The following is a 21,622-nucleotide window of genomic DNA, read 5'->3' as shown; positions in this document are numbered from 1 at the left end:
TTTTTAAAGGTTAATTTACGAAGAAAATTGTTTTTCCCCTTGGGCAAGATTCAATTCCTCCAATATATTATATCGATTTTCGTCTTTTCTGGATCGCACCATGATTTCCCCTAAGAAACCGGCAAGGAACAGTTGGGTACCTATGATCATGGAAGTCAGTGAAATATAGAACTCAGGTCGCTCGGTAATCAAACGGGCCGTAGGGTTGATGAATAATTTGTCGACCCCAAGGAATATGGCAAATCCGAAGCCTATGATGAACATCAAAACCCCAAGGGCCCCAAAGAGATGCATGGGCCTTTTTCCGAATGTGGATACGAACCAAATCGTGATCAAATCCAAAAAACCGTTGATAAACCGTTCCATTCCAAATTTGGTTTTCCCGTATTTCCGGGCCTGATGTTGTACAATTTTCTCTCCGATTTTGACGAAACCGGCACTTTTGGCAAGCACGGGGATATAACGGTGCATTTCGCCCCGTACCTCAATATTCTTTATGACCAGCTTCTTGTATGCCTTTAAGCCACAATTGAAATCATTCAGATGTACACCGGAAGTTTTTCGGGCAGCCCAATTGAACAACTTCGAGGGAATGTTTTTGGTGATAATGGAATCGTACCTTTTTTTCTTCCAACCCGAAACCAGGTCGTACCCTTGGTTGATTATAAGGTCGTATAATTCGGGAATTTCCTCAGGATTATCCTGAAGATCGGCATCCATGGTAATGACCACATCGCCCTGGGCAGCTTTAAAACCGGCGTGTAGGGCTTGGGATTTTCCGAAATTCTTTGAAAAGCGTATGCCCTTTACGTTTTGGTTCTTGGCCGAAAGTTGGGTAATGATGTCCCAGGAAGAATCGGTACTCCCGTCGTCAATGAACAGTATTTCATACGAAAAACGATTGGATTGCATAACCGCTACAATCCAATCGTGTAGTTCTTTTAAAGATTCTTCCTCGTTTAGTAAGGGTATTACTATGGATAGGTTCATTGAAAACTTCTGAAATTCTTTTCAAAAGTACGATTTTGCCGATTAACGTGATGAAACTTTTTGACCAACAGCGGAAAAGTTGGAAATCGGATTCAATAGGCCGGTTTTTGTTTTTTTAGGATCAATCCGGTAATCAGGCCAATTACCAAACCTATTATAATGTTAATTATAAGGATGATAGGGTAGGTAAGCCATGCGAAACCTTTTTGCATTTCAATGCCTTGGTCAATTTGTTCTTCGGTTAAATTGGGATTGTCGGCCATCGCCTTGACCTTTCCGATTTCATACATTTTATCCATATAATCGGGTTCTATGACATTGGAGAGCACAAAGAAATACAGTAATCCGATGATTCCGGCGATCAAGGCTATCCCGGTTCCGATTTTTAAGGCCTGGGAAATTGTCAAGAAACCTTCATTGGCTTTTTTGAATTGTGATACCCCTAAAAATATAGCGGCTATGGTCAAAGCCAAACTGACTAACCGGATCGCCAAGCCTTGTTCATAATGCAAATCCATTGAAAAAAGCATGAGTCCGAATATTACACTGACTACGCCTAGTAGTACCCCAAAATTTAATGCGAATTTCCCTGTTTTTGGTTCGTTTGGTTCCATTTTTTATCTAAGATTTAATTGGTTTGCTATATTAGTGGTTTAATCATGATTAATGTTACACTTAAAGGTACGAATATTTATTTTTTCTTTTTTGAACAAATAATTGTGTTTTTGATAAAAAAGCGTAAATTTGCAGCCTTAAAATGAATGCCTGTCGGAATGGGCGTTTTAAAGATTTTAAAAATGAAAAAAGGAATACACCCTGAAAATTATAGATTAGTTGCGTTTAAAGACATGTCGAATGAAGAAGTCTTTTTAACAAAGTCAACTGCAAACACCAAAGAAACTTTAGAGGTAGATGGTGTTGAATACCCTTTGGTGAAATTGGAAATTTCAAGAACATCACATCCTTTCTATACTGGTAAGGCTAAATTCTTGGATACAGCTGGTCGAATTGACAAATTCAAGAACAAGTACAAGAAATTCCAAAAAGAGGAAAAAAAGGAAGAAAAATAGAATAAAGCTATTATTCAACAATAAACAGACGCCCTCGATAGTTAATATCGAGGGCGTTATTTGTTTACAGTAATATTCGGATTATGAATTATATTCTTTTTGACGGTCCGGTCAGGGATGCGTTGTTGCCATTTACCTTTACCAGGCCCGTTGCCGAAATACGGGTAGGTATCCTTACCATTCGTGAAAAATGGGAAAAATACCTGAATACCACTATTACCACAATTACCGAGGACTATCTTTCGGAGCGGTATCCCATGGTTGAACTGGAAGAGAATGTCCTGCTTAATTCTTCCTTTTTACCCAATGGATCCTTGGTAGACCATATCCTATCACTACAAGAAAACCAGGCCATTTTTAAAGGGGAAGACGTGATTGCCTTTTTTGCCAAGGAAGGCCAAGAAGTGGATTTTTCAACCTTTGATATCATTGAATTCGAAGAAGATGTCATGATTATTGAAAATACCTGGGATATATTTTCCAAAAACGGGGAGGCACTTCAGGCGGATTATGATCTTATCACCGAGGGAAGGACTTCGGCCCCAATATCAGAAACCAACAGTTTGATCCATCCTGAAAATATATTTTTGGAGGAAGGTGCCAGCGTTGAATACAGTATTTTGAATGCCACCGACGGACCTATTTATATCGGTAAGGATGCCGAGGTCTGGGAAGGTAGCCTAATTCGAGGGGGCTTTGCGTTATGTCATAATGCCGTTGTTAAAATGGGAGGTAAGATCTATGGGGCCACGACCGTGGGTCCTCATGGCAAGGTCTGTGGGGAAATAAGCAACTCGGTTATTTTCGGGTATTCAAGTAAAGGTCATGAAGGGTATTTGGGAAATTCGGTTCTGGGGGAATGGTGCAATATTGGGGCCGATTCCAACAATTCCAACCTTAAGAACAATTACGCCAAAGTGCGTTTATGGAACTATGCTACCGAAAAATTTGAACAAACGGGGCTGCAATTCTGTGGCTTGATGATGGGGGACCATAGTAAGACCGCCATTAACACCATGCTCAATACGGGCACGGTCATTGGGGTGAATACCAATATTTACGTACCTGGGTTCCCCAAGAATTTTGTACCTAGCTTTAGCTGGGGAGGGGCCACCGGTTTTACCACTTATTTGCCAGAAAAGGCCTTTGAGACCGCAAAAGTAATGATGGCCCGAAGAGGGGTTGAATTTTGTCAACAAGATGCCGATATTCTCAACCATGTCTTCGAATTGACCAAAAAGTGGCGTAACTATGATGCCTAAAGGGGTGGATTTGCAACCAATGGTGCATAAAGCTATGGCAGGGTCCCCTTTAAAGATAAAGGCACATCTTCTAAATTTGGTATATTTGCAAGCCATAAAAAATCGCTAGGGGCGTACAATTGATTTCCGCATGAAGAAAGTAGCATTTTATACACTGGGATGTAAACTCAATTTCTCAGAAACCTCGACCATCGCAAGAGATTTCAAAAACGATGGATACCAGCGGGTAGACTTTACAGAAAAAGCCGATATGTATGTGATCAATACCTGTTCGGTTACTGAAAACGCCGACAAGCGATTTAAATCCATTGTTCGGCAAGCCATGAAAATCAATCCAGAGGCTTTTGTAGCTGCCATTGGTTGCTATGCACAATTAAAACCCGAACAGCTGGCAGCGGTCGATGGGGTCGACCTGGTTTTGGGGGCCACCGAAAAATTCAAAATCGCCGATTACATAAACGATCTTACCAAGAACGATTATGGGCAGGTTCATGCCTGTGAGATTGAGGAAGCCGATTTTTATGTAGGAAGTTATGCCATAGGGGACCGTACACGGGCCTTTTTAAAGGTGCAGGACGGTTGCGACTATAAATGTACGTTTTGTACCATTCCGCTGGCACGTGGCATTTCCCGAAGTGATACCTTGGAAAATGTACTTCGGAATGCCAAGGAAATTTCAGAAAAGGGAATCAAGGAAATCGTGCTTACGGGCGTGAATATCGGGGATTTCGGAAAAGGGGAATTCGGTAATAAAAAGCATGAACATACTTTTTTGGATTTAGTGCAGGCCTTGGATCGGGTAGAAGGTATTCATCGTTTGCGTATTTCTTCCATAGAGCCCAACCTGCTGAAAAACGAAACCATTGATTTTGTGGCCAAGAGTAAGTCGTTCGTACCCCATTTCCATATTCCACTGCAGAGTGGGAGCGATGTCATTTTAAAGCAAATGAAACGTCGCTATTTAAGTTCGCTATATGTGGATCGGGTCAATAGGATAAGGCAGACCATGCCCCATGCCTGTATAGGGGTGGATGTTATTGTTGGATTCCCAGGGGAAACCGATGAACATTTTTTGGAGACCTATCATTTTTTGAATGAATTGGATATTTCCTACCTGCATGTTTTTACCTATTCGGAACGGGATAATACCCCTGCCGCGAGTATGGAGGATCCTGTGCCGTTGAAAGTGAGGGGCAAAAGAAGTAAAATGCTTCGAGGGCTATCGGTAAAAAAACGCAGGGCTTTTTATGAAAGTCAATTGGGCACCACAAGAACAGTATTGTTTGAAGGGGAAAACAAGGAAGGATACATACACGGATTTACCGAGAATTATGTAAAGGTAAAAAGTCCGTGGAACCCGGATTTGGTCAATACCCTACATGAGGTGGAACTCACTGGGATCGATGTGGATGGATGTGTACGTGTTCAATTTGTCGAAAGTGGCATCAAGGCATAAAAAAACCTGTTACGTACCGCTTAATACAGTGCCGAACAGGTTTGATATGTTGTCTTAATCCTATTAAATGCGGATTCCTACGGGTAACATTTCCTTGTACTGCCTGTTTTTTCTCAAGAAGCCAGCAATTTGAGGACTGGTAGGAACAACTCTTAGATTCTGATCTTGAATGTGATTTAAAACAGCTTTGATGAAATCCTCTTTGAAACCATCTTTTGTGATTTCTTCGGGGACTACTAATTTGGTCAAAAACACTTTACGCTCTTGTGAAGAATATTCGATCTTGGCAAGGTGACCTTCGACAGTAGTTTCAAACTGGCGCAAGAAACTATTGTCTTTAATTACTACTTCGTTCATATAGTTTGTTTTTAAGATTCGTATAGTCAGAATACACCACGATAAGGAAAAATATTATCGTATTTTCATATTTTTACGTGGTTGTTGAATTATATTAGGGGCCATTCCTGAACAGTGTACAAAAATACTAATAAAAATACGATTTTCCTAAGAAATCCGTAAGGTTTATCCATAATGAGTCAAGAAAAAACACATGTTTACCTTATGCCGGGCATGGCGGCCAATTCGTCAATATTTGAAAACATCCATTTGCCGACCCGTGATTTTGAAATGCATAAGCTCGATTGGTTTATCCCTGACAAAAATATGTCTTTGGGTTCCTACGCCGAAAAAATGGCCAAAAACATAATCCATCATGATCCGGTATTGGTCGGGGTATCTTTTGGGGGTATGCTGGTCCAGGAAATGGCCAAATTCATGGATACAAAGCGAATAATCTTGGTTTCCAGTATTAAAAAAAAGGAGGAGTTGCCAAGGAAAATGATTTTCGCCAAATACACAAAGGTCCATAAGTTATTGCCCACCGGACTGGTGAACAATGTTGAATTGTTGGCAAAATATGCGTTTGGGGAAGCGGTACATAAACGACTTGATCTCTATGAACGGTATCTTTCGATTCGCGATAAATATTACATTGATTGGTCTATTGATCAAATCGTAAATTGGGAACAGACCGAATATCCCCAGAATCTGGTGCATATCCATGGGGACAAAGATGCTGTTTTTCCCATTAGTTATATCAAGGATTACATATCGGTTAAAAACGGTACGCATACCATGATCATTCATCGTGCCCGTTGGTTTAATGAACATTTGCCCACAATTATTCAGGAATAATCGAGTTAGTATATCAGCCCCTACCTTGAATTCGTGGAAATAGGTCGGGAATTCAAATCAAAAAGCTTACCTTAAAGGGGAGTCAAGGTTTTAACGATATCCATAGGGATGATTTCTTTCGGTATTAACCGCATACGTTAAAGAAATACATTATTTGTGGTTTCTTTATTACCTTTGGGTTGATCTTAATCAAGAAACAAGAAATATGAGGATTTTAAAGAATATATTGATGTTGTTGGGTGTTTTCTTCGTGATTACGACCTTGATTTTTGCTGTACAGGGTACGCAAGATACCGAAAACCCTTCGGTACTGGATGTAGCTGACAATGATACCGATAAAAGGGTCTCCGATACCTATAGGATTTCAGCGATTGGGATTCCGGAGGATTTGAATTTTGCGGGGGAATTGGTGCCCCAAGATGATCCGGAGATCATGGAGCGGATAGATAGGGAGTTTTTGGTAAACACTTATTGGCAATCCAACGCCCTATTGTTGATGAAAAGGGCGAATAAATATTTTCCGGTCATAGAGCCCATATTGGCCAAAAACGGAATTCCGGACGATTTTAAATACTTGGCAGTAGCGGAAAGTGCATTGACCAATGTGGTGTCACATGCCGGTGCCACCGGTTTTTGGCAAATAATGAAAGGAACGGGAAAGGAGTACGGACTGGAGATCAATTCGAACGTGGATGAGCGTTATCATCTAGAAAAATCGACTCAAGTAGCCTGTGACTATTTAAATAAATGGAAAGAAAAATTTGGAAGTTGGACCCTTACTGCCGCAGCCTATAACGCAGGTCCGGGCGCTATTAATAAATACATGGGGATCCAAAAAGTCGATGCATACTATGATCTGTTGCTCGGACAGGAAACCGGGAGGTATGTGTTTCGTATCATGGCGATAAAGGAGATTCTTTCCAACCCCGAAAAATATGGCTTTGAAATCAAAGAGGAAGATATGTACAATGCCGTACCGACTTTTAAAGTGGAGGTTGATGAGCCCATTTCGAGTTTTGCCGACTTTGCCCAAAAATATGGGATCAATTACAAAATCCTAAAACGGCATAACCCATGGCTTAGGGAGCCGCATTTGAACAATGCCTCAAAAAAGAAGTACACCATAGAAATTCCGAATAAAGGCTACTATAAGATAACGGAATAGGCATGTTTTCTTTCTTTAAAGAAAACATTTGGCAATTACTTTTAGGGATAAACTATGCCTTGGTCGTTGTTTTATCGATACTGATCCTACTGAAGAACAAAAATCCGGTAAAAACACTTTCTTTCCTGTTTATATTGGCAATCCTGCCATTTTTCGGCATTTTCATTTATTACTTTTTTGGACAGGACTACCGGAAGCATAAAATTTTCGAGAAGAAATATATCTTGGACAATGCCTCCCTAAGGAAATGGCGAAAGAAGTTCGCCCTGGATAGGGAGGAACGTGCGGATTTCAGGGATGATTTCGGTGAAGGCGCGTTTAAAATCCATAATTTATTGCGTCATAATGAAAAAGCGCTACTCACCTTTGAAAATGAAGTGGATATCCTGGTCAATGGGGAAAAAAAATTCGAGCAATTAAAACTAGACCTCGAACATGCCGTAGACCATATTCATATGGAATATTTTGTGTTCGTCGATGATGGGCAAGGCATCGAAATCATTGATATCCTGTGTAAAAAGGCAGAAGAAGGGGTACAGGTAAGATTGATCTATGACGATGTGGGCAGTACTATTTCATCAAAATCAAAAAAACGTATGACCAAGAGCGGGGTACGGCACCATGCTTTTTTACCGGTACTGTTTTCCAATTCCACCAGTAAGATAAACTATAGGAACCATCGTAAAATTGTGGTTATCGATGGTAATATCGGTTATTTAGGGGGTATTAATATCGAAAAAAAATACAATAATGATTATCCGAATATCCGCTATTGGAGGGATACCCACTTACGAATAAAGGGCGCTGCTGTTGGGGCCTTACAAGCTTCTTTTTTTCTCAGTTGGAATTTTGCGGCCAAGGAGGGTATTGAATTGGAAGAAAGGCATTTGCCTAGATCAATGGCGGAACCGCGCAATGGAGTAGCGGTCCAGATCGTTTCCAGCGGTCCGGATACCGATTGGGAAAACATTATGGAAGCCATGTTCACGGCTATAAATACGGCACGGGAAAGGATTTGTATTACCACCCCGTATTTAATTCCGAACAGTCAAATACTCACGGCCCTGACCACAGCCGCTAGGAGTGGGGTCGCGGTCAGCATTATAATCCCCAAGAAATCCGATTCATGGGCGGCACAGTATGCAACGGATTCCTATATTGAACAATTGGTACGTTCCGGAGTGCGCATATTTATGTACCGCAAAGGCTTCGTACATGCCAAAACAATGATCATCGATGATTACCTTTCGAGTATAGGTACCGCGAATTTGGATTATCGAAGTTTTTCTTTGAACTTTGAAATCAACGCTTTGATCTACAACAAAGGCATTAACCGGGAAATGTGTATGATTTTTGAGAAGGATCTTCTGGAATGCGAAGAAGTGGATTATGAAAGGTGGTCAAAGCGGGGGTATCCCCGTAAATTACAGGAATCTTTCAGCAGGCTTTGGGCTCCTTTACTCTAGGTTAAATCTTCTTCATCTGCTGTTGCATCATTTTTATCTGTTCGGTGAGCATATTGTTCTTATCCAATTTTTTCGCCTCCTTCAAAAGCGTGGTAGCTTCCCTTTTGCGTCTTTTCTGCATGGCAATACCTGCTAGGCTCAATTTGGCCATGGCCGTGTCATAATCCATGGTAAGTCCCAATTTCAAAGCTTTTTTAAAATATTTTTCGGCTTGGGTGAGGTTTTTTTGGGACAGGATGATTCCGTGAAGATAATTGTAATACCCCTGTTGTTTTTTGATCAAGGCCGCTTCAGGGTTTTTGATTTTGTCCAACCATTTCCGGGTCCCTTCCAAATCTTGCTTGCGCATTCTGAGAAAAGCAAGTAAAATAAGTTCGTTCCTAAAATAAAGAAAGATGAATATTAACGAAAAAAGGAGCAAGAATATGCCATTCCCAATGTTTCCTTCAACAAATTGATAAACAGCATAGGCAATGATCAATCCGGCAATAACGAGTTTAATATTCTTGTTGAACATGGTATCTTACAATTGTTTGTTTGTGGTGAATTGTACTAAAAACGGACAATGAATCCCTTGGTTGGCAAAAGTACTAAAAACCATTAAGTGGCTAGTAACCCGACATAAAAAAATATTTTTTTAATTAGGTTTGTCAATGAGAAAACTCTTTGTATATTTGCAGCCGGATTTTACAGAGGGGTTTGTAAAATTTAATAGTCAATTAAAGTATAAAATTAGCCAGAGGATGAAAAGAACATATCAGCCATCAAAAAGAAAAAGAAAGAACAAGCATGGCTTTAGAGAGCGCATGGCAACCGTTAATGGTAGAAAAGTTCTTTCAAGAAGAAGAGCAAAAGGAAGAAAAAAGTTATCTGTATCCTCTGAGCCGAGACATAAAAAATAATGTTGAGAATTTCTTTATAATATTAAGGTGTTACTTTTTTCTAAGTAGCACCTTTTTTTTATCCTTGTATATTTAAAATCAAAACTGAGAGCATGCCAAAAAGAAAAGATTTAAAGTCAATTTTAATTATAGGGTCAGGACCAATTGTCATCGGACAAGCTTGTGAATTCGATTATTCCGGTTCACAGGCACTTCGTAGCCTAAGGGAAGATAATATTGAGACCGTTCTGATCAACAGTAACCCAGCGACCATTATGACAGATCCCACAATGGCGGATCATGTTTATTTAAAGCCATTGACGACAAAATCTATTCTTGAAATACTTAAAGAGCATCCACAAATCGATGCGGTTTTACCGACAATGGGAGGGCAGACCGCCTTGAACTTGTGTATAGAGGCCGATGAAAAAGGAATTTGGGAAGACCATAATGTGGAGATCATCGGGGTTGATATCGATGCGATCAATATAACGGAAGATCGGGAAAAGTTTAGGGAATTGATGCTTAAAATCGGGGTAGGGATGGCTCCCCAAGCCACGGCGACTTCGTTCTTAAAGGGAAAGGAGATCGCCCAGGAATTCGGATTTCCTTTGGTCATCCGGGCATCTTATACCTTAGGGGGTGCGGGGGCATCCATTGTGTATAAACCTGAGGATTTTGACGAAATGTTGAGTAGGGGGCTTGAAATCTCCCCTATTCACGAGGTGATGATCGATAAGGCCCTAATGGGGTGGAAAGAATACGAATTGGAGTTGTTACGTGATAAGAACGATAACGTAGTAATCATCTGTACCATAGAAAATATGGATCCCATGGGTATCCATACCGGGGATTCGATTACCGTAGCCCCTGCCATGACCCTCTCTGACCGTACCTATCAAAGAATGCGGGACATGGCCATTAAAATGATGCGTAGCATCGGGGATTTTGCAGGGGGTTGTAATGTGCAGTTCGCTGTCAGTCCTGATGAAAAAGAGGATATTATCGCCATTGAGATCAACCCTAGGGTATCGCGTTCTTCGGCTTTGGCTTCAAAGGCAACAGGTTATCCCATTGCAAAGATCGCTTCAAAATTGGCCATAGGATATCATTTGGATGAGTTGGACAATCAAATCACCAAATCGACATCCGCTCTCTTTGAGCCTACTTTGGATTATGTGATCGTAAAAATACCGCGATGGAACTTTGATAAGTTCGAGGGGTCCGATAGGACCTTGGGACTTCAAATGAAATCGGTGGGTGAAGTAATGGGAATCGGACGTTCCTTCCAAGAAGCATTGCATAAGGCCACCCAATCACTCGAAATCAAGAGAAACGGACTTGGGGCCGATGGTAAAGGGTATAAGGATTATGATCAAATCATTAAAAAACTTACCATCCCCGGCTGGGATAGGGTCTTTGTCATCTATGATGCAATTCAGCTTGGCATCCCCTTGAGCAGGATCCATGATATCACGAAAATAGATATGTGGTTCTTAAAGCAATATGAGGAATTGAATTACCTTGAAAAGGAAATTTCCCAATATACCATTGCCAGCTTACCTAAAAGTTTATTGTTGGAAGCTAAGCAAAAAGGTTTTGCCGATAGACAGATTGCCCATATGCTCGATTGTTATGAGAGTGAGGTCTATAAGAAAAGGGAGGAACTCGGTGTTAATAGGGTCTATAAATTGGTAGATACCTGTGCGGCGGAATTCAAGGCCATGACGCCTTATTATTATTCCACTTTTGAGGCAGAATATGAAACTGCCGATGGTGTTAAAAAGGTAGAAAACGATAGTATTGTCACCGATAAGAAAAAAATCGTCGTACTCGGGTCGGGGCCCAACCGGATCGGTCAGGGCATTGAGTTCGATTATTGTTGTGTGCATGGGGTTTTGGCTGCTGCTGAATGCGGTTACGAAACCATAATGATCAATTGTAACCCGGAAACCGTATCCACCGATTTTGATACCGCGGACAAACTGTACTTCGAACCCGTTTTTTGGGAACATATTTATGACATTATCCGACATGAAAATCCAGAAGGGGTTATCGTACAGTTAGGAGGGCAAACTGCCTTGAAACTGGCCGAAAAGTTGGATAAATACGGGATAAAGATCATAGGAACCAGCTTTAAGGCCTTGGATTTGGCCGAGGATAGGGGAAGTTTCTCCAAGTTGTTGGAAGAAAACAATATTCCTTTCCCGCAGTTCGGGGTGGCTGAATCCGCGGATGAAGCCTTGGCATTGGCCGATAAATTGGATTTTCCATTATTGGTACGACCCTCATATGTTTTAGGGGGACAAGGAATGAAAATCGTGATCAATAAGGAGGAACTTGAATCCCATGTGGTCGATTTACTCCGGAAGATACCTAACAACAAATTACTTTTAGACCACTATTTGGACGGGGCTATAGAAGCTGAGGCAGATGCAATTTGCGATGGTAAGGATGTTTATATCATCGGTATAATGGAGCATATTGAGCCATGTGGGATACATTCCGGGGATTCGAATGCTACGCTGCCGCCATTCAATTTAGGGGAGTTCGTGTTACAGCAAATAAAGGATCATACCAAAAAGATCGCATTGGCCTTGAATACGGTTGGGTTGATCAATATTCAATTCGCCGTAAAAGACGATATGGTATACATTATCGAGGCGAACCCAAGGGCTTCGAGAACCGTGCCGTTCATCGCCAAAGCCTATAAAGAACCTTATGTGAACTACGCGACGAAAGTAATGTTAGGGGAGAAGAAGATCAAGGATTTCAAATTTAATCCACAATTGAAAGGTTTTGCCATAAAACAGCCGGTATTTTCATTCAATAAATTCCCGAACGTCAACAAAAACCTAGGTCCGGAGATGAAAAGTACGGGAGAGAGCATCCTATTTATCGACAGTTTAAAGGATGATGAGTTTTACAACCTGTATTCCAGGCGAAAAATGTACCTCTCTAAATAAAGGAAGGTCCAACATCGGAATGTCCGGTGTATCCTGAAAGTGTAAAAGTGCTGTTTTGACAGCACTTTTTTTTATGGCAAAATATTTTCGAGACCATCGATCAGTTATCCCAATCCGTATGGAAAATACCATCCCTATCGGTTCGCTCATAGGTATGTGAACCAAAATAGTCACGTTGTGCCTGAATTAGGTTCAGGGGTAAACGATCTGCGGAGAAGCCGTCAAAATAGGTTAGGGCACTACCCAGTCCCGGCAAAGGAATGCCATTTTCAATGCCCAGAATCACCATATCACGGGTAGCAGGGACCGTAGCCATTATTTTAGCGGCAAACGCTTTATCCATCAATAAATGTGGAAGATTACTTGTTTCATCAAAGGCTTTGGCCAAATCTTCCAAAAGGGCACCCTTGATAATGCATCCGGCACGCCATATTTTGGCTATGGTTTTCATATTGAGGTCATAACCATATGCTTTGGATGCAGCTGTCATTAGATGAAACCCTTGGGCATAGGTGAGCATAAAACCGAAATATAAGGCCGCTTCGGCCCCTTTTTTCAAAGCCTCCTTATCTAAGTGTTTCGTGGTTTGCTTTGGGTGCGGATTGTTCGACTTCATGGTTTCAGACCTAAGGGCGGACAGTTGGCGCATGCTCACCGCAATATCTATCGTGGGTACGGGAATACCCAAATCCATGGCATTTTGGGAGGTCCATTTACCGGTGCCTTTTTGTTTGGCTTTATCCAAGATCATATCTACCAAATACCCTGTGGTCTTATCGTCTTTTTGCTTTAGGATGTTAGCCGTAATTTCAATCAAGAACGATCTCAAACGTCCTTTGTTATAGGAATCAAAGAGTTTGTGGAGTTCAAGTTGGGAAAAATTACCGGATTTTTTTAAAAGATCATAGATTTCCGAAGTCAATTGCATCAAGCCGTATTCAATGCCATTATGCACCATTTTAACGTAGTTGCCTGCTGATTTTGGTCCTAAATAGGCTACACAGGGCTCTCCTTTAAAATCTGCTGCGACAGCTTCAAGAATGGGTTTGATACTTGCATAGGCTATTTTGGGGCCTCCCGGCATGATACAGGGCCCCTGTCTGGCCCCTTGGGCTCCACCGGAAATCCCGGTCCCCATAAAATAAATTCCTTTTGATCTTAAGGAAGACTCCCTTCTGTCGGTATCCTTATAATGGGAGTTTCCCCCATCAATGATAATATCCCCCTTCTCCAAATAGGGTAAAAGGCCTTCAATGACCGTGTCAACGGGTGGACCTGCAGGCACCAAAAGTATAAGTTTACGTGGCCGTGATAAGGCTTCCACAAAGGTCTTGGTATCCGCAGAAGCATTGATGATAGCTGTATTTTGCACTTCTTCCAAGAGTGATGCAACCTTATTTCCATCCAAATCGAGACCATAGGCAGAGAAGCCACTTTCCGCAATATTCAAAATGAGATTGCGTCCCATGACCCCAAGTCCGATTAATCCGATGTCATACTTTGCTTGTCTCAATGATACATCTTCAATTTTTTAAATCGATTTTCACGTTCTCGCCGTATAAATTTTCCAAGTGGTCATCGGCCTTAAAGGTATCGGCGTTGAATTTAGAGCCCCTTTTCTGGGCTTGTTCTTTTCGTCTCATGCTACGGCTAAAACGCCTTACCCCTTGGTGGTCTTCTATGATCAAACCGGGTACGGGTACGTTTTTTCCATCTTCATCTTTGGCGACCATGGTGAAATAGGAGGAGTTACAATGCTTTGTTTCCCCCGACGTTATATTTTCCGAATCGACCCGAACCCCGACCACCATCGATGTTCGGCCCGTGTAATTGATGGAGGCCCTTAGGGTAACCAATTCCCCAACTTCGATCGGATTCAGGAAATCGACCTTGTTTACCGATGCGGTTACGCAATAATGCTGGGAATGTTTTGAGGCACAAGCAAAGGCTATCTGATCCATAAGGTTAAGAATATGGCCACCATGCACTTTTCCACTGAAATTGGAATGGGAAGGGAGCATTAGTTCCGTAATGGAGACAAGTGATTCCTTTGCTGATTTATATTTTTTCATTTGTTGCGATTAATATGTTCACGGTCTAAAATGCGGTGATTGTTCTTTTTCCACCTTGGTGACGAAGTATTTGGAATCTCCCAACCAAAAGAAAGTGGCATAACGTTCAACATACTCCAGTTTCACATATTCCCCCTGGTATTCTTTTAATTTCCCGATGGTCTCCTGGTCTTTGTCCAATACGGAGAATGCAAATATCTGTGCCCCTGAAATTCCTTGGCTTATCTCTCCTTCCCACGTTTTTGCAATGACCCCTTTGCGACTTATCTTGATCAACTCGCCCGAACGGACTCCCTCGCTATAGGGGACAAAGTAAATAAAGGTGTATATCAAAAGAAAAACGGCAACGATGGCCATTAGGGTCAATGCTAGGATTTTCTTCATAATTCTAATTTAGGTTCTTCTTCGAAGTCATCTTCCTGTGCGCGTTTTAGAATAGGTTCGGGAAGCGATTTTTTTGCTTTGGCCCCCATTTTTTTCAATTTTTCGATACTGATCACCAAATTCCCACGTCCTTGTACCAATTTGTTCATGGCGCTTTTATATTCATCCTTGGCATCGTCCATTTTTTTGCCCACTTTTGTCAGGTCGGTCACAAAGCCCTCGAATTTATCATATAAGGCCCCTGCCTGCCGGGCAATTTCGATAGCATTTCTTTGGTGTTTCTCATTGTTCCACATACTGTCAATGGTACGCAATGTGGCCAATAGGGTAGACGGGGTGACGATTACGATATTCTGTTCAAACGCTTTGTTATACAGGGTGTTGTCATGGTTGATGGCAATGGCGAATGCCGGTTCTATTGGGATGAACATCAAAACAAAATCCGGGCTCTCCATTTCGTACAGGTCTTCATATTTTTTGGAGGATAATTGATCCACGTGTTTTCTTATGGAGTTGATATGGTCTTTTAGGTATTTCTCGCGTAGATCATCTTCCGCGTTGATATACCGTTCATAATCGGTAAGGGACACCTTGGAATCGACCACCATTTTTTTACCGTCAGGTAGGTTGATGATGACATCGGGGAGCACTCGCGATCCATCTTCCCGTGTAAAACTCTGTTGTACGGAATATTCACGGTCTTTTTCCAGACCGGATTTCTCGAGTACGCGCTCTAGAACCAATTCGCCCCAATTTCCCTGCATCTTACTATCCCCTTTTAAGGCTTTGGTCAAATTTTCGGCCTCTTGGGTGATCTTTAGGTTTTGACTTTGGAGGTTCAACAACTGTTCTTTGAGTGCCGAGTGCATGCTTATACTCTCCTTTTGGGAAGTCTCTACCCGTTCTTCAAAGGTTTTTATCCGCTCTTGTAAGGGAGATAGTAGGGTTTTGATGTTCTTTTGGTTCTGTTCGGTGAACTTATTGCTTTTTTCATCAAGGATTTTATTCGCAAGATTCTCGAATTCAATGGTGAATTTTTCCTGCAATTTTTCCACTTCGGCCTTTTGCTCCTTGTTTTTCAATTCCAAATGCTCCAGATCGGATCGGTATCGTACGATTTCATTGCCTAAATGTTCTTTTTCCGTGCGTAATCCTTCTTTTTCTTTTTCCAAACCAAGGATCCGGTCCTCCAACTTGGTTTTAAAAAGTTCAAGTTGCCTATTTTCCTCCTCTAGGGTACTTCGGCTCGATTTTGTTTTTAGACTTTGGATGTAATTACCTATAAAATAGCCAGCGGCAAGGCATAGTACTCCAATAAGTAGATAGATGGGATACGGATTCATTGGTATTTCGGCTTCTTTGGAGTAAAGATAAAGGTTTGACTTTAAAAAAATAAGTCACCTTAGGTTACTTTTTTATTTTGAAAGATCCCGTTTTTGCATCGAATATAACCGTATCTGAAGGAAATATTCGTTCAAAGGCTTGTTTTTGGATCAATTCACAGGGCTCGCCAAAATCATGGCTCTCCTTGTTCATGATCAAGATCTTGTCGCAGAGTTGAATGGCCATTTCAATCTCGTGACTGGTGAGCAATATGGTTTTTTGGGTTTCGTGTGCAATTTGTTTTAATAACTGCATTAATTGCACTTTGTGATGCAGATCCAGATGTGAGGTAGGTTCATCCAATAAGATTATCGAAGTATCTTGGGATAAGGCCCTGGCGATCATTACCCGCTGTAATTGCCCATCACTCAATTCGTAACATTTTTTGTTTTTCAGGGCTTGCAAGCCGACCATGGAAATGGCTTCTTGGATCTTGGATTTATCCTTGTTCGATAAGCTGCCGATCCAATTGGTATAGGGTTGTCTTCCTAAGGCGATAAGTTCCATAACCGTTAGGTTCTTCGAAGCCAAGGGTTCGGTCAGGACGAGACTGATGGTCGAAGCCATTTCAATAGGCGAATATTTTTTCAACGCCTTGCCATCCAATTTTATGGTGCCTGATATTTTGGACTGTACATTCCCCAGGGTTCTTAAAAGGGTAGACTTGCCAATGCCGTTTACGCCCACAATTGCAGCCAATTCACCTTGTTGCAGCTGAAAATCCAATCCTTCGGCAATTACGGTCGTTTCCTTGTTGCTATGGTATCCTATACTCAAATCAATGACTTCCAGGGCGATATGTGTTTTTGTACTTTCGTTCATATCAGGACTAAAAAATCATTTTCTTTTTTCTTACCAGTAACCAAATAACCACCGGCGCCCCTACTATGGATGTTATCGCATTTATGGGTAATACATTGGCAGAACTGGGCAATTGGGCTATAGTGTCGCAAATCAGCATTAAAATAGCCCCATAAACCAATACTGCAGGAACCAAAACCCGATGGTCGGTCGTATTGAAAATTTGTCTTGTCAAATGGGGTACGGCAAGTCCAATGAAGGCTATAGGGCCCGCAAAAGCGGTAATGCCGCCTGCCAGTAAACCGGTAGCTATGATAATCTTATAGCGCGATCTTTTCATATTGATACCTAGGCTTCGAGCGTAATTCTCGCCTAAAAGCAATGCGTTTAACGATTTTATCGATAAAATACTTAGAACAACCCCAAGTACGATAATGGTTAAAAGTAGCAATAACTGGGACCAAGATAGGTTGCCGACACTACCAAAGGACCAATAGATATATTGTTGTAATTTTTCGGCATCGGTAAAGTAGGAAAGTACACTTACAATGGCAGCTGTTATACTCCCGAACATAAGTCCGATAATCAAAAGGGCCATGGTATCCTTTATGCGATACGAAACCACTACCACGACCAATAGCACCAAGAAACTTCCCAGACTTGCCGCAATGGCCAAAGAAACATCGTTGACCAGACCGATGGCAAACACGCTTGAAAATAGGGTGGTACCCATGATCAATAGGGCGGCACCCAAACTGGCCCCTGAACTTATGCCCAATACAAACGGACCCGCCAAGGGATTTTTAAATAGGGTCTGCATCAAAAGTCCACTAAGGGCAAGTCCACAACCTACGAGTATGGCGGTACAGGCTTTGGGGATTCGATAGTTCCAAACAATGTACCTCCAAGAATCATTGGCCAATTCGCCCCCGAATATTGCGTTCAGCGTCCCCTTGAAAGGAATGGTTACCGAGCCTAGGCTTATGTTCGCGACAAAACATACGATCAGTCCCAACAACAATAGGAGAAGAGAGGTTTTATATTTAGCGGTGTTTTCCAATTAGTTCAATGGCTTAAAGAAAAATAATTCATGTTTGGGCAATACCTCAGGATGGAAAATATGTATTAGGTCTTTTAAAATCAAATCGGGTCTATTGGGTCCCAGCTCAAAATATAGCAGGCCGCCGGTCTCCCCTTTGGTATAGGCAAAGGTATAAACCTTCTTATTTTGGAAGGCCTTAAATTTGAGGTAATGCGGATTGGCCTCTTCCATTTCCCGGTACGATGTGAACTGCGAAGGGGAAATCCAAAAATCGGTTTCGATCCCTTTTGCCAAGACACTTTCAATACTAAGGTTGAGGCTTCCGGTCTGCTCGGTGTTTGACCAAGCATAAGAAGCGTTGGCATCTTTCAAGAACTTTGCGGCCCAGCTGTTTCCCCCTGGTAGGTACCAGACATCCTTATATAAGGCACCGCTGAGGACGGTAGGTTGCTTTTTGACCTTTTTGGCCAGGGACTTCACATGGTTGTAAGAATCGGCGATATTTTTGAAAATACTATCCGCAAGTTGTTCTTTTTGAAAAAACGGAGCCATGAATTTGATCCATTCAGCTTTGCCCAATGGGGTTTCCTCTGTCCAGTCGCCATTATACACCACCGGAATATTCGAGCGCTGTAAGGTTTCGTAGGCCTTGTTTTGATTGTTGATACTGAAACCGAATACGACTTCCGGATTTAATTCGATGACCATTTCGGTATTGATCGATTCGTTGTTGCCCAATTCCTTTATTTTACCATCGTCAATAAGTTCCCTGGTTTTAACCGATGAAATATATTGGGTATCGGGAAAACCTTTCAATGCATCGATTACCCCCAAGGCTTCCAAAGTAGGTATGTGCGTAGTAGAGGTTGAGATGACGTTACCCACCGGTACGCCTATTATGGCATCGAATTCGTCTTTGTCCAAAGTGATGGAAGCTAGCTTTTGTTTTGGCACCAATGCATATTTATAACCGGTTTGGGCATTGGGCCATGGGGAGGAAACGTTAATGATGGTAACCCCTGAACTTGTTTTCTCGATGGTAAATCCTTTGGCATGATCAATGATAGTGCTTTTGGATGCCAAGGTTGTTGGTATAGGTTCTTTCGGTTTCTCTTTACAGCCAAGAAACAGACAGAAGAAAAAGGGAAGAAGTAGGGTGGGTCTCATCTTTATTACGGATATAAGTTCTGTTCGTTTGTTAAAAATGACCGCAAGGTAACAAATGTCACAATTCTAGAATGGATTGTATTTTACTTTTGTTGAAAAATTAAATATGCGCGATGGCTCCAATACCACCATTTATATAATCGCAGGGATTATAATACTTCATTTCGTGGTGGGTTTCATCTGGTTGGTTCTAAAACTTAGTAAAAAAAAGGGGGAGAAGTAATTTTTTAGTTTAATTTTGCCCCGAATTTGGTTTTGTCACTTTCACGGTGACCAAATTAAAAGGGAATCCAGTGAAAATCTGGAACTGTTCCCGCAACTGTAAGCATGTGCTGAACATCGTTCGGTACCTATTCGCATTAGGATAGTTGCTATATACTTCATACCACTGATGATTATCGGGAAGGTTGTATGGCAAATTGCAAGTCAGGAGACCTGCCAATTTCAAAAACGATGAATTTCGATAGACTTTCGGGTAAAAAGTCATTGGTATGAAGAAAACCCTTTTACTTCTCTTGCTTATTAATGTTGGTCTCAATAGGACTTTTGCACAGGAGGATCCCACCATCGAACTAAAGGAAGTCGTGGTTTCCGATATGCGGTTGAAAAGGTATTCCGAAGGTCATAAGGTCACCGAATTAAAGGACAGTACCATAAGACGCCAGAACAAGTCATTTACTTCCCTGTTGAACTTTAATTCGAATATATATTTTAAGGAAAATGGCTATGGTATGGTTTCGTCCCCGGCTTTTAGGGGAACCAATGCATCGCATACAGCGGTAATCTGGAACGGGATCAATATCAACTCCCAACTCAATGGGCAAACGGATTTCAATACCGTTGATCCTTTAAGTTACAGTTCGATCGGTATTCGGAGTGGGGGAGGTAGCGTGCAATATGGTTCAGGGGCTATCGGGGGTAGTGTTCACCTGAATAACGACCTTCGGTTCGACGACCATTTTGAGCACCGTGTCTTATTGGGATACGGTAGTTATGAAACCAAGACCATCAATTATACCCAAAGCTACGGCGATTCAAAATGGTCGTCCAATTTTGGTGTCAATTTCAAAAAGTCGGATAATGACTATACCTATTTGAAAACCGGTGATAAGAATGTAAATGGGGAATATGGACTATTGAACTTCAATTTCAATGCCGGTTATGTGCTATCGGGGAGTCAGGTCCTGCGGTTATACCATCAGAGTTTCATCGGGGATAGGAATTTATCGGGAACCATAGTGTCAGAAGGACGCAGTAAGTATAAAGACAACCAGTATCGCACACAATTGGAATGGGTGCGTTTTGGTGCAAAGGCAACGTCAAAAGCCAAACTTGCCTATTTACAGGAAGAATATAGGTATTATGAGAATAAAAATTCCGATTCCTATTCCTATGGTAAGGTATCGACGTTCCTTGCACGTTATGCCCTGGATATGGCATTGTCAAAGCGCTTTAGATTGCATTCTTTCTTGGAATTTGACAATTATGAAGGGGCAGGTGACAGTTTCGGTAATCCCAAGCGGAATGATTTTTCCGCAACGGCCTTGCTTAAGCATCAGGTTTCCCCAAAACTGGCCTATAATATTAGTTTACGACAGGATTTCTCCTCGGACTATAGCTGTCCTTTGGTTTTTTCTTTGGATGGGAAATACGCCCTAACTAAGGAATATGACATTCAATTAAGCGCATCAAAAAACTTTAGGACCCCAACATTCAACGATCTTTATTGGGAACCGGGGGGCAATACCGATTTATTGGCAGAATCATCTTATCAAATCGATTTAGGCCATCGTTTGCGGTTTGGCGGATTAACCTTTAACCTGAATGGTTATTACATCGCTACCGAGGACATGATAAAATGGCTACCCGGTAGCGACGGGATTTGGTCCCCGATAAATATTGATGATGTACAAATTTATGGCGTTGAAGCGGAGCTTGGTCTGGATTATGGCATCTCTGAAAACCAAAAGATAGGGTTCAAGTCCAATTATGCCTATACGGTTTCAGAAGATAAATCTACCAATGAGCAGTTGATCTATGTCCCATTTCATAGAGCGAATGCTTCCTTAACCTATAGTTTGTTGAATTTCAATGTGTTTTACCAACACCTCTACAATGGTCCGGTTTCGATCATAGGAGGCGAGTTGGATGGTTACGATGTGGCCAACATAGGAATAACTTATACCGGGACCCTTGAAAAAATTCAATATACCCTTGGGGTCAATATCAACAACCTCTACGATACGTATTACGAAAACATAGCATTGCGCCCGATGCCAAACAGAAATATTCAATCACAATTAATCATAAATTTTTAAAATCA

20 protein-coding genes and 1 riboswitch are annotated in these 21,622 nt (G+C 41.6%); of the genes, 9 read left to right on the top strand and 11 right to left on the bottom strand.

Annotated elements, in window-relative coordinates; all coding sequences use genetic code 11:
• Positions 1-15 precede the first annotated feature (15 nt).
• Both PHU20_RS02770 and PHU20_RS02765 read right to left on the bottom strand, forming a co-directional pair.
• Entirely contained in the window at positions 16-990 is a 975-nt protein-coding gene (locus tag PHU20_RS02770) for a glycosyltransferase family 2 protein (RefSeq protein ID WP_274823812.1), read from the bottom strand.
• Between the two features lie 92 nt (positions 991-1,082).
• Positions 1,083-1,604 (bottom strand): DUF4199 domain-containing protein, encoded by a 522-nt coding sequence (locus PHU20_RS02765; protein WP_274823811.1) that lies wholly within the window; start codon positions 1,602-1,604, stop codon positions 1,083-1,085.
• A 183-nt stretch (positions 1,605-1,787) separates the two neighbouring features.
• Here PHU20_RS02765 and PHU20_RS02760 point away from each other — a divergent pair, with 183 nt between their 5' ends.
• The 3 genes from PHU20_RS02760 to mtaB all read left to right on the top strand — a co-directional run bounded on the left by PHU20_RS02760 (position 1,788) and on the right by mtaB (position 4,778).
• Positions 1,788-2,060: a type B 50S ribosomal protein L31 gene (locus tag PHU20_RS02760; protein ID WP_154369606.1), complete on the top strand. Its 273-nt coding sequence runs from the start codon at positions 1,788-1,790 to the stop codon at positions 2,058-2,060.
• A gap of 83 nt (positions 2,061-2,143) precedes the next feature.
• Positions 2,144-3,322 carry a GlmU family protein gene (locus PHU20_RS02755; RefSeq protein ID WP_274823810.1) on the top strand — a complete coding sequence of 393 codons (1,179 nt, stop codon included), beginning with the start codon at positions 2,144-2,146 and terminating at the stop codon, positions 3,320-3,322.
• A 130-nt stretch (positions 3,323-3,452) separates the two neighbouring features.
• On the top strand, positions 3,453-4,778 hold the full coding sequence (gene mtaB, locus PHU20_RS02750) for a tRNA (N(6)-L-threonylcarbamoyladenosine(37)-C(2))-methylthiotransferase MtaB (protein WP_274823809.1): 1,326 nt from the start codon (positions 3,453-3,455) through the stop codon (positions 4,776-4,778).
• Positions 4,779-4,841: 63 nt separating this feature from the next.
• On the opposite strand, the gene PHU20_RS02745 is transcribed toward mtaB, so the two are convergent.
• Positions 4,842-5,135, bottom strand: a complete 294-nt coding sequence (locus PHU20_RS02745) for a GNAT family N-acetyltransferase (RefSeq protein WP_274823808.1) — start codon at positions 5,133-5,135, stop codon at positions 4,842-4,844.
• A 174-nt stretch (positions 5,136-5,309) separates the two neighbouring features.
• On the opposite strand from PHU20_RS02745, the gene PHU20_RS02740 reads away from it, so the two are divergent.
• From PHU20_RS02740 to cls, 3 genes are all read left to right on the top strand, one after another.
• Complete coding sequence (locus PHU20_RS02740; protein ID WP_274823807.1) at positions 5,310-5,972, top strand: alpha/beta hydrolase family protein; 663 nt, start codon at positions 5,310-5,312, stop codon at positions 5,970-5,972.
• A 205-nt stretch (positions 5,973-6,177) separates the two neighbouring features.
• The gene (locus PHU20_RS02735; RefSeq protein WP_274823806.1) at positions 6,178-7,137 is read left to right on the top strand and encodes a lytic transglycosylase domain-containing protein; all 960 of its coding nucleotides are present in this window, start codon (positions 6,178-6,180) and stop codon (positions 7,135-7,137) included.
• 2 nt (positions 7,138-7,139) lie between these two features.
• On the top strand, positions 7,140-8,603 hold the full coding sequence (cls, locus tag PHU20_RS02730) for a cardiolipin synthase (protein WP_274823805.1): 1,464 nt from the start codon (positions 7,140-7,142) through the stop codon (positions 8,601-8,603).
• Between the two features lies 1 nt (position 8,604).
• Here the strand turns inward: cls and PHU20_RS02725 are convergent, their stop codons facing one another.
• Entirely contained in the window at positions 8,605-9,120 is a 516-nt protein-coding gene (locus PHU20_RS02725) for a DUF2892 domain-containing protein (RefSeq protein ID WP_274823804.1), read from the bottom strand.
• Between the two features lie 226 nt (positions 9,121-9,346).
• On the opposite strand from PHU20_RS02725, the gene rpmH reads away from it, so the two are divergent.
• Both rpmH and carB read left to right on the top strand, forming a co-directional pair.
• Complete coding sequence (gene rpmH / locus PHU20_RS02720) at positions 9,347-9,505, top strand: 50S ribosomal protein L34 (protein WP_089887732.1); 159 nt, start codon at positions 9,347-9,349, stop codon at positions 9,503-9,505.
• Positions 9,506-9,597: 92 nt separating this feature from the next.
• The gene (gene carB, locus PHU20_RS02715; RefSeq protein ID WP_274823803.1) at positions 9,598-12,450 is read left to right on the top strand and encodes a carbamoyl-phosphate synthase large subunit; all 2,853 of its coding nucleotides are present in this window, start codon (positions 9,598-9,600) and stop codon (positions 12,448-12,450) included.
• A 100-nt stretch (positions 12,451-12,550) separates the two neighbouring features.
• Here the strand turns inward: carB and gndA are convergent, their stop codons facing one another.
• The 7 genes from gndA to PHU20_RS02680 all read right to left on the bottom strand — a co-directional run bounded on the left by gndA (position 12,551) and on the right by PHU20_RS02680 (position 19,299).
• Positions 12,551-13,963, bottom strand: a complete 1,413-nt coding sequence (gene gndA, locus PHU20_RS02710; RefSeq protein ID WP_274823802.1) for an NADP-dependent phosphogluconate dehydrogenase — start codon at positions 13,961-13,963, stop codon at positions 12,551-12,553.
• A 10-nt stretch (positions 13,964-13,973) separates the two neighbouring features.
• Entirely contained in the window at positions 13,974-14,522 is a 549-nt protein-coding gene (locus PHU20_RS02705; protein ID WP_274823801.1) for an acyl-CoA thioesterase, read from the bottom strand.
• Positions 14,523-14,540: 18 nt separating this feature from the next.
• A complete protein-coding gene (locus tag PHU20_RS02700; protein ID WP_274823800.1) occupies positions 14,541-14,906 on the bottom strand; it encodes a 6-phosphogluconate dehydrogenase in 366 nt (121 codons plus the stop codon).
• On the bottom strand, positions 14,903-16,249 hold the full coding sequence (locus PHU20_RS02695) for a DNA recombination protein RmuC (RefSeq protein WP_274823799.1): 1,347 nt from the start codon (positions 16,247-16,249) through the stop codon (positions 14,903-14,905). The genes PHU20_RS02700 and PHU20_RS02695 overlap by 4 nt, the downstream gene beginning before the upstream one ends.
• A gap of 64 nt (positions 16,250-16,313) precedes the next feature.
• Positions 16,314-17,111, bottom strand: coding sequence for an ABC transporter ATP-binding protein (locus PHU20_RS02690; protein WP_274823798.1), 798 nt, complete (start codon positions 17,109-17,111; stop codon positions 16,314-16,316).
• Positions 17,112-17,118: 7 nt separating this feature from the next.
• Positions 17,119-18,150, bottom strand: coding sequence for a FecCD family ABC transporter permease (locus tag PHU20_RS02685; protein ID WP_274823797.1), 1,032 nt, complete (start codon positions 18,148-18,150; stop codon positions 17,119-17,121).
• Complete coding sequence (locus PHU20_RS02680; protein WP_274823796.1) at positions 18,151-19,299, bottom strand: ABC transporter substrate-binding protein; 1,149 nt, start codon at positions 19,297-19,299, stop codon at positions 18,151-18,153.
• A gap of 233 nt (positions 19,300-19,532) precedes the next feature.
• Positions 19,533-19,756: riboswitch (cobalamin riboswitch) on the top strand.
• Between the two features lie 34 nt (positions 19,757-19,790).
• Between PHU20_RS02680 and PHU20_RS02675 the strand changes: the two genes are divergently transcribed.
• Positions 19,791-21,617 (top strand): TonB-dependent receptor plug domain-containing protein, encoded by a 1,827-nt coding sequence (locus tag PHU20_RS02675; RefSeq protein ID WP_274823795.1) that lies wholly within the window; start codon positions 19,791-19,793, stop codon positions 21,615-21,617.
• Positions 21,618-21,622: the final 5 nt, after the last annotated feature.

The sequence above is a fragment of the Maribacter polysaccharolyticus genome (assembly GCF_028882255.1).
Lineage (GTDB): Bacteria > Bacteroidota > Bacteroidia > Flavobacteriales > Flavobacteriaceae > Maribacter_A > Maribacter_A polysaccharolyticus.
Note: the sequence above shows the minus strand (reverse complement) of the source record. Positions and strands in the feature narration are given on the sequence as shown.

Excerpts from the sequence above, each read along its gene's own strand:
- PHU20_RS02770 (WP_274823812.1), bottom strand. The coding sequence starts at position 990 with ATGAACCTATCCATAGTAATACCCTTACTAAACGAGGAAGAATCTTTA.
- PHU20_RS02765 (WP_274823811.1), bottom strand. The coding sequence starts at position 1,604 with ATGGAACCAAACGAACCAAAAACAGGGAAATTCGCATTAAATTTTGGG.
- PHU20_RS02760 (WP_154369606.1), top strand. The coding sequence starts at position 1,788 with ATGAAAAAAGGAATACACCCTGAAAATTATAGATTAGTTGCGTTTAAA.
- PHU20_RS02755 (WP_274823810.1), top strand. The coding sequence starts at position 2,144 with ATGAATTATATTCTTTTTGACGGTCCGGTCAGGGATGCGTTGTTGCCA.
- mtaB (WP_274823809.1), top strand. The coding sequence starts at position 3,453 with ATGAAGAAAGTAGCATTTTATACACTGGGATGTAAACTCAATTTCTCA.
- PHU20_RS02745 (WP_274823808.1), bottom strand. The coding sequence starts at position 5,135 with ATGAACGAAGTAGTAATTAAAGACAATAGTTTCTTGCGCCAGTTTGAA.
- PHU20_RS02740 (WP_274823807.1), top strand. The coding sequence starts at position 5,310 with ATGAGTCAAGAAAAAACACATGTTTACCTTATGCCGGGCATGGCGGCC.
- PHU20_RS02735 (WP_274823806.1), top strand. The coding sequence starts at position 6,178 with ATGAGGATTTTAAAGAATATATTGATGTTGTTGGGTGTTTTCTTCGTG.
- cls (WP_274823805.1), top strand. The coding sequence starts at position 7,140 with ATGTTTTCTTTCTTTAAAGAAAACATTTGGCAATTACTTTTAGGGATA.
- PHU20_RS02725 (WP_274823804.1), bottom strand. The coding sequence starts at position 9,120 with ATGTTCAACAAGAATATTAAACTCGTTATTGCCGGATTGATCATTGCC.
- rpmH (WP_089887732.1), top strand. The coding sequence starts at position 9,347 with ATGAAAAGAACATATCAGCCATCAAAAAGAAAAAGAAAGAACAAGCAT.
- carB (WP_274823803.1), top strand. The coding sequence starts at position 9,598 with ATGCCAAAAAGAAAAGATTTAAAGTCAATTTTAATTATAGGGTCAGGA.
- PHU20_RS02705 (WP_274823801.1), bottom strand. The coding sequence starts at position 14,522 with ATGAAAAAATATAAATCAGCAAAGGAATCACTTGTCTCCATTACGGAA.
- PHU20_RS02700 (WP_274823800.1), bottom strand. The coding sequence starts at position 14,906 with ATGAAGAAAATCCTAGCATTGACCCTAATGGCCATCGTTGCCGTTTTT.
- PHU20_RS02695 (WP_274823799.1), bottom strand. The coding sequence starts at position 16,249 with ATGAATCCGTATCCCATCTATCTACTTATTGGAGTACTATGCCTTGCC.
- PHU20_RS02690 (WP_274823798.1), bottom strand. The coding sequence starts at position 17,111 with ATGAACGAAAGTACAAAAACACATATCGCCCTGGAAGTCATTGATTTG.
- PHU20_RS02680 (WP_274823796.1), bottom strand. The coding sequence starts at position 19,299 with ATGAGACCCACCCTACTTCTTCCCTTTTTCTTCTGTCTGTTTCTTGGC.
- PHU20_RS02675 (WP_274823795.1), top strand. The coding sequence starts at position 19,791 with ATGAAGAAAACCCTTTTACTTCTCTTGCTTATTAATGTTGGTCTCAAT.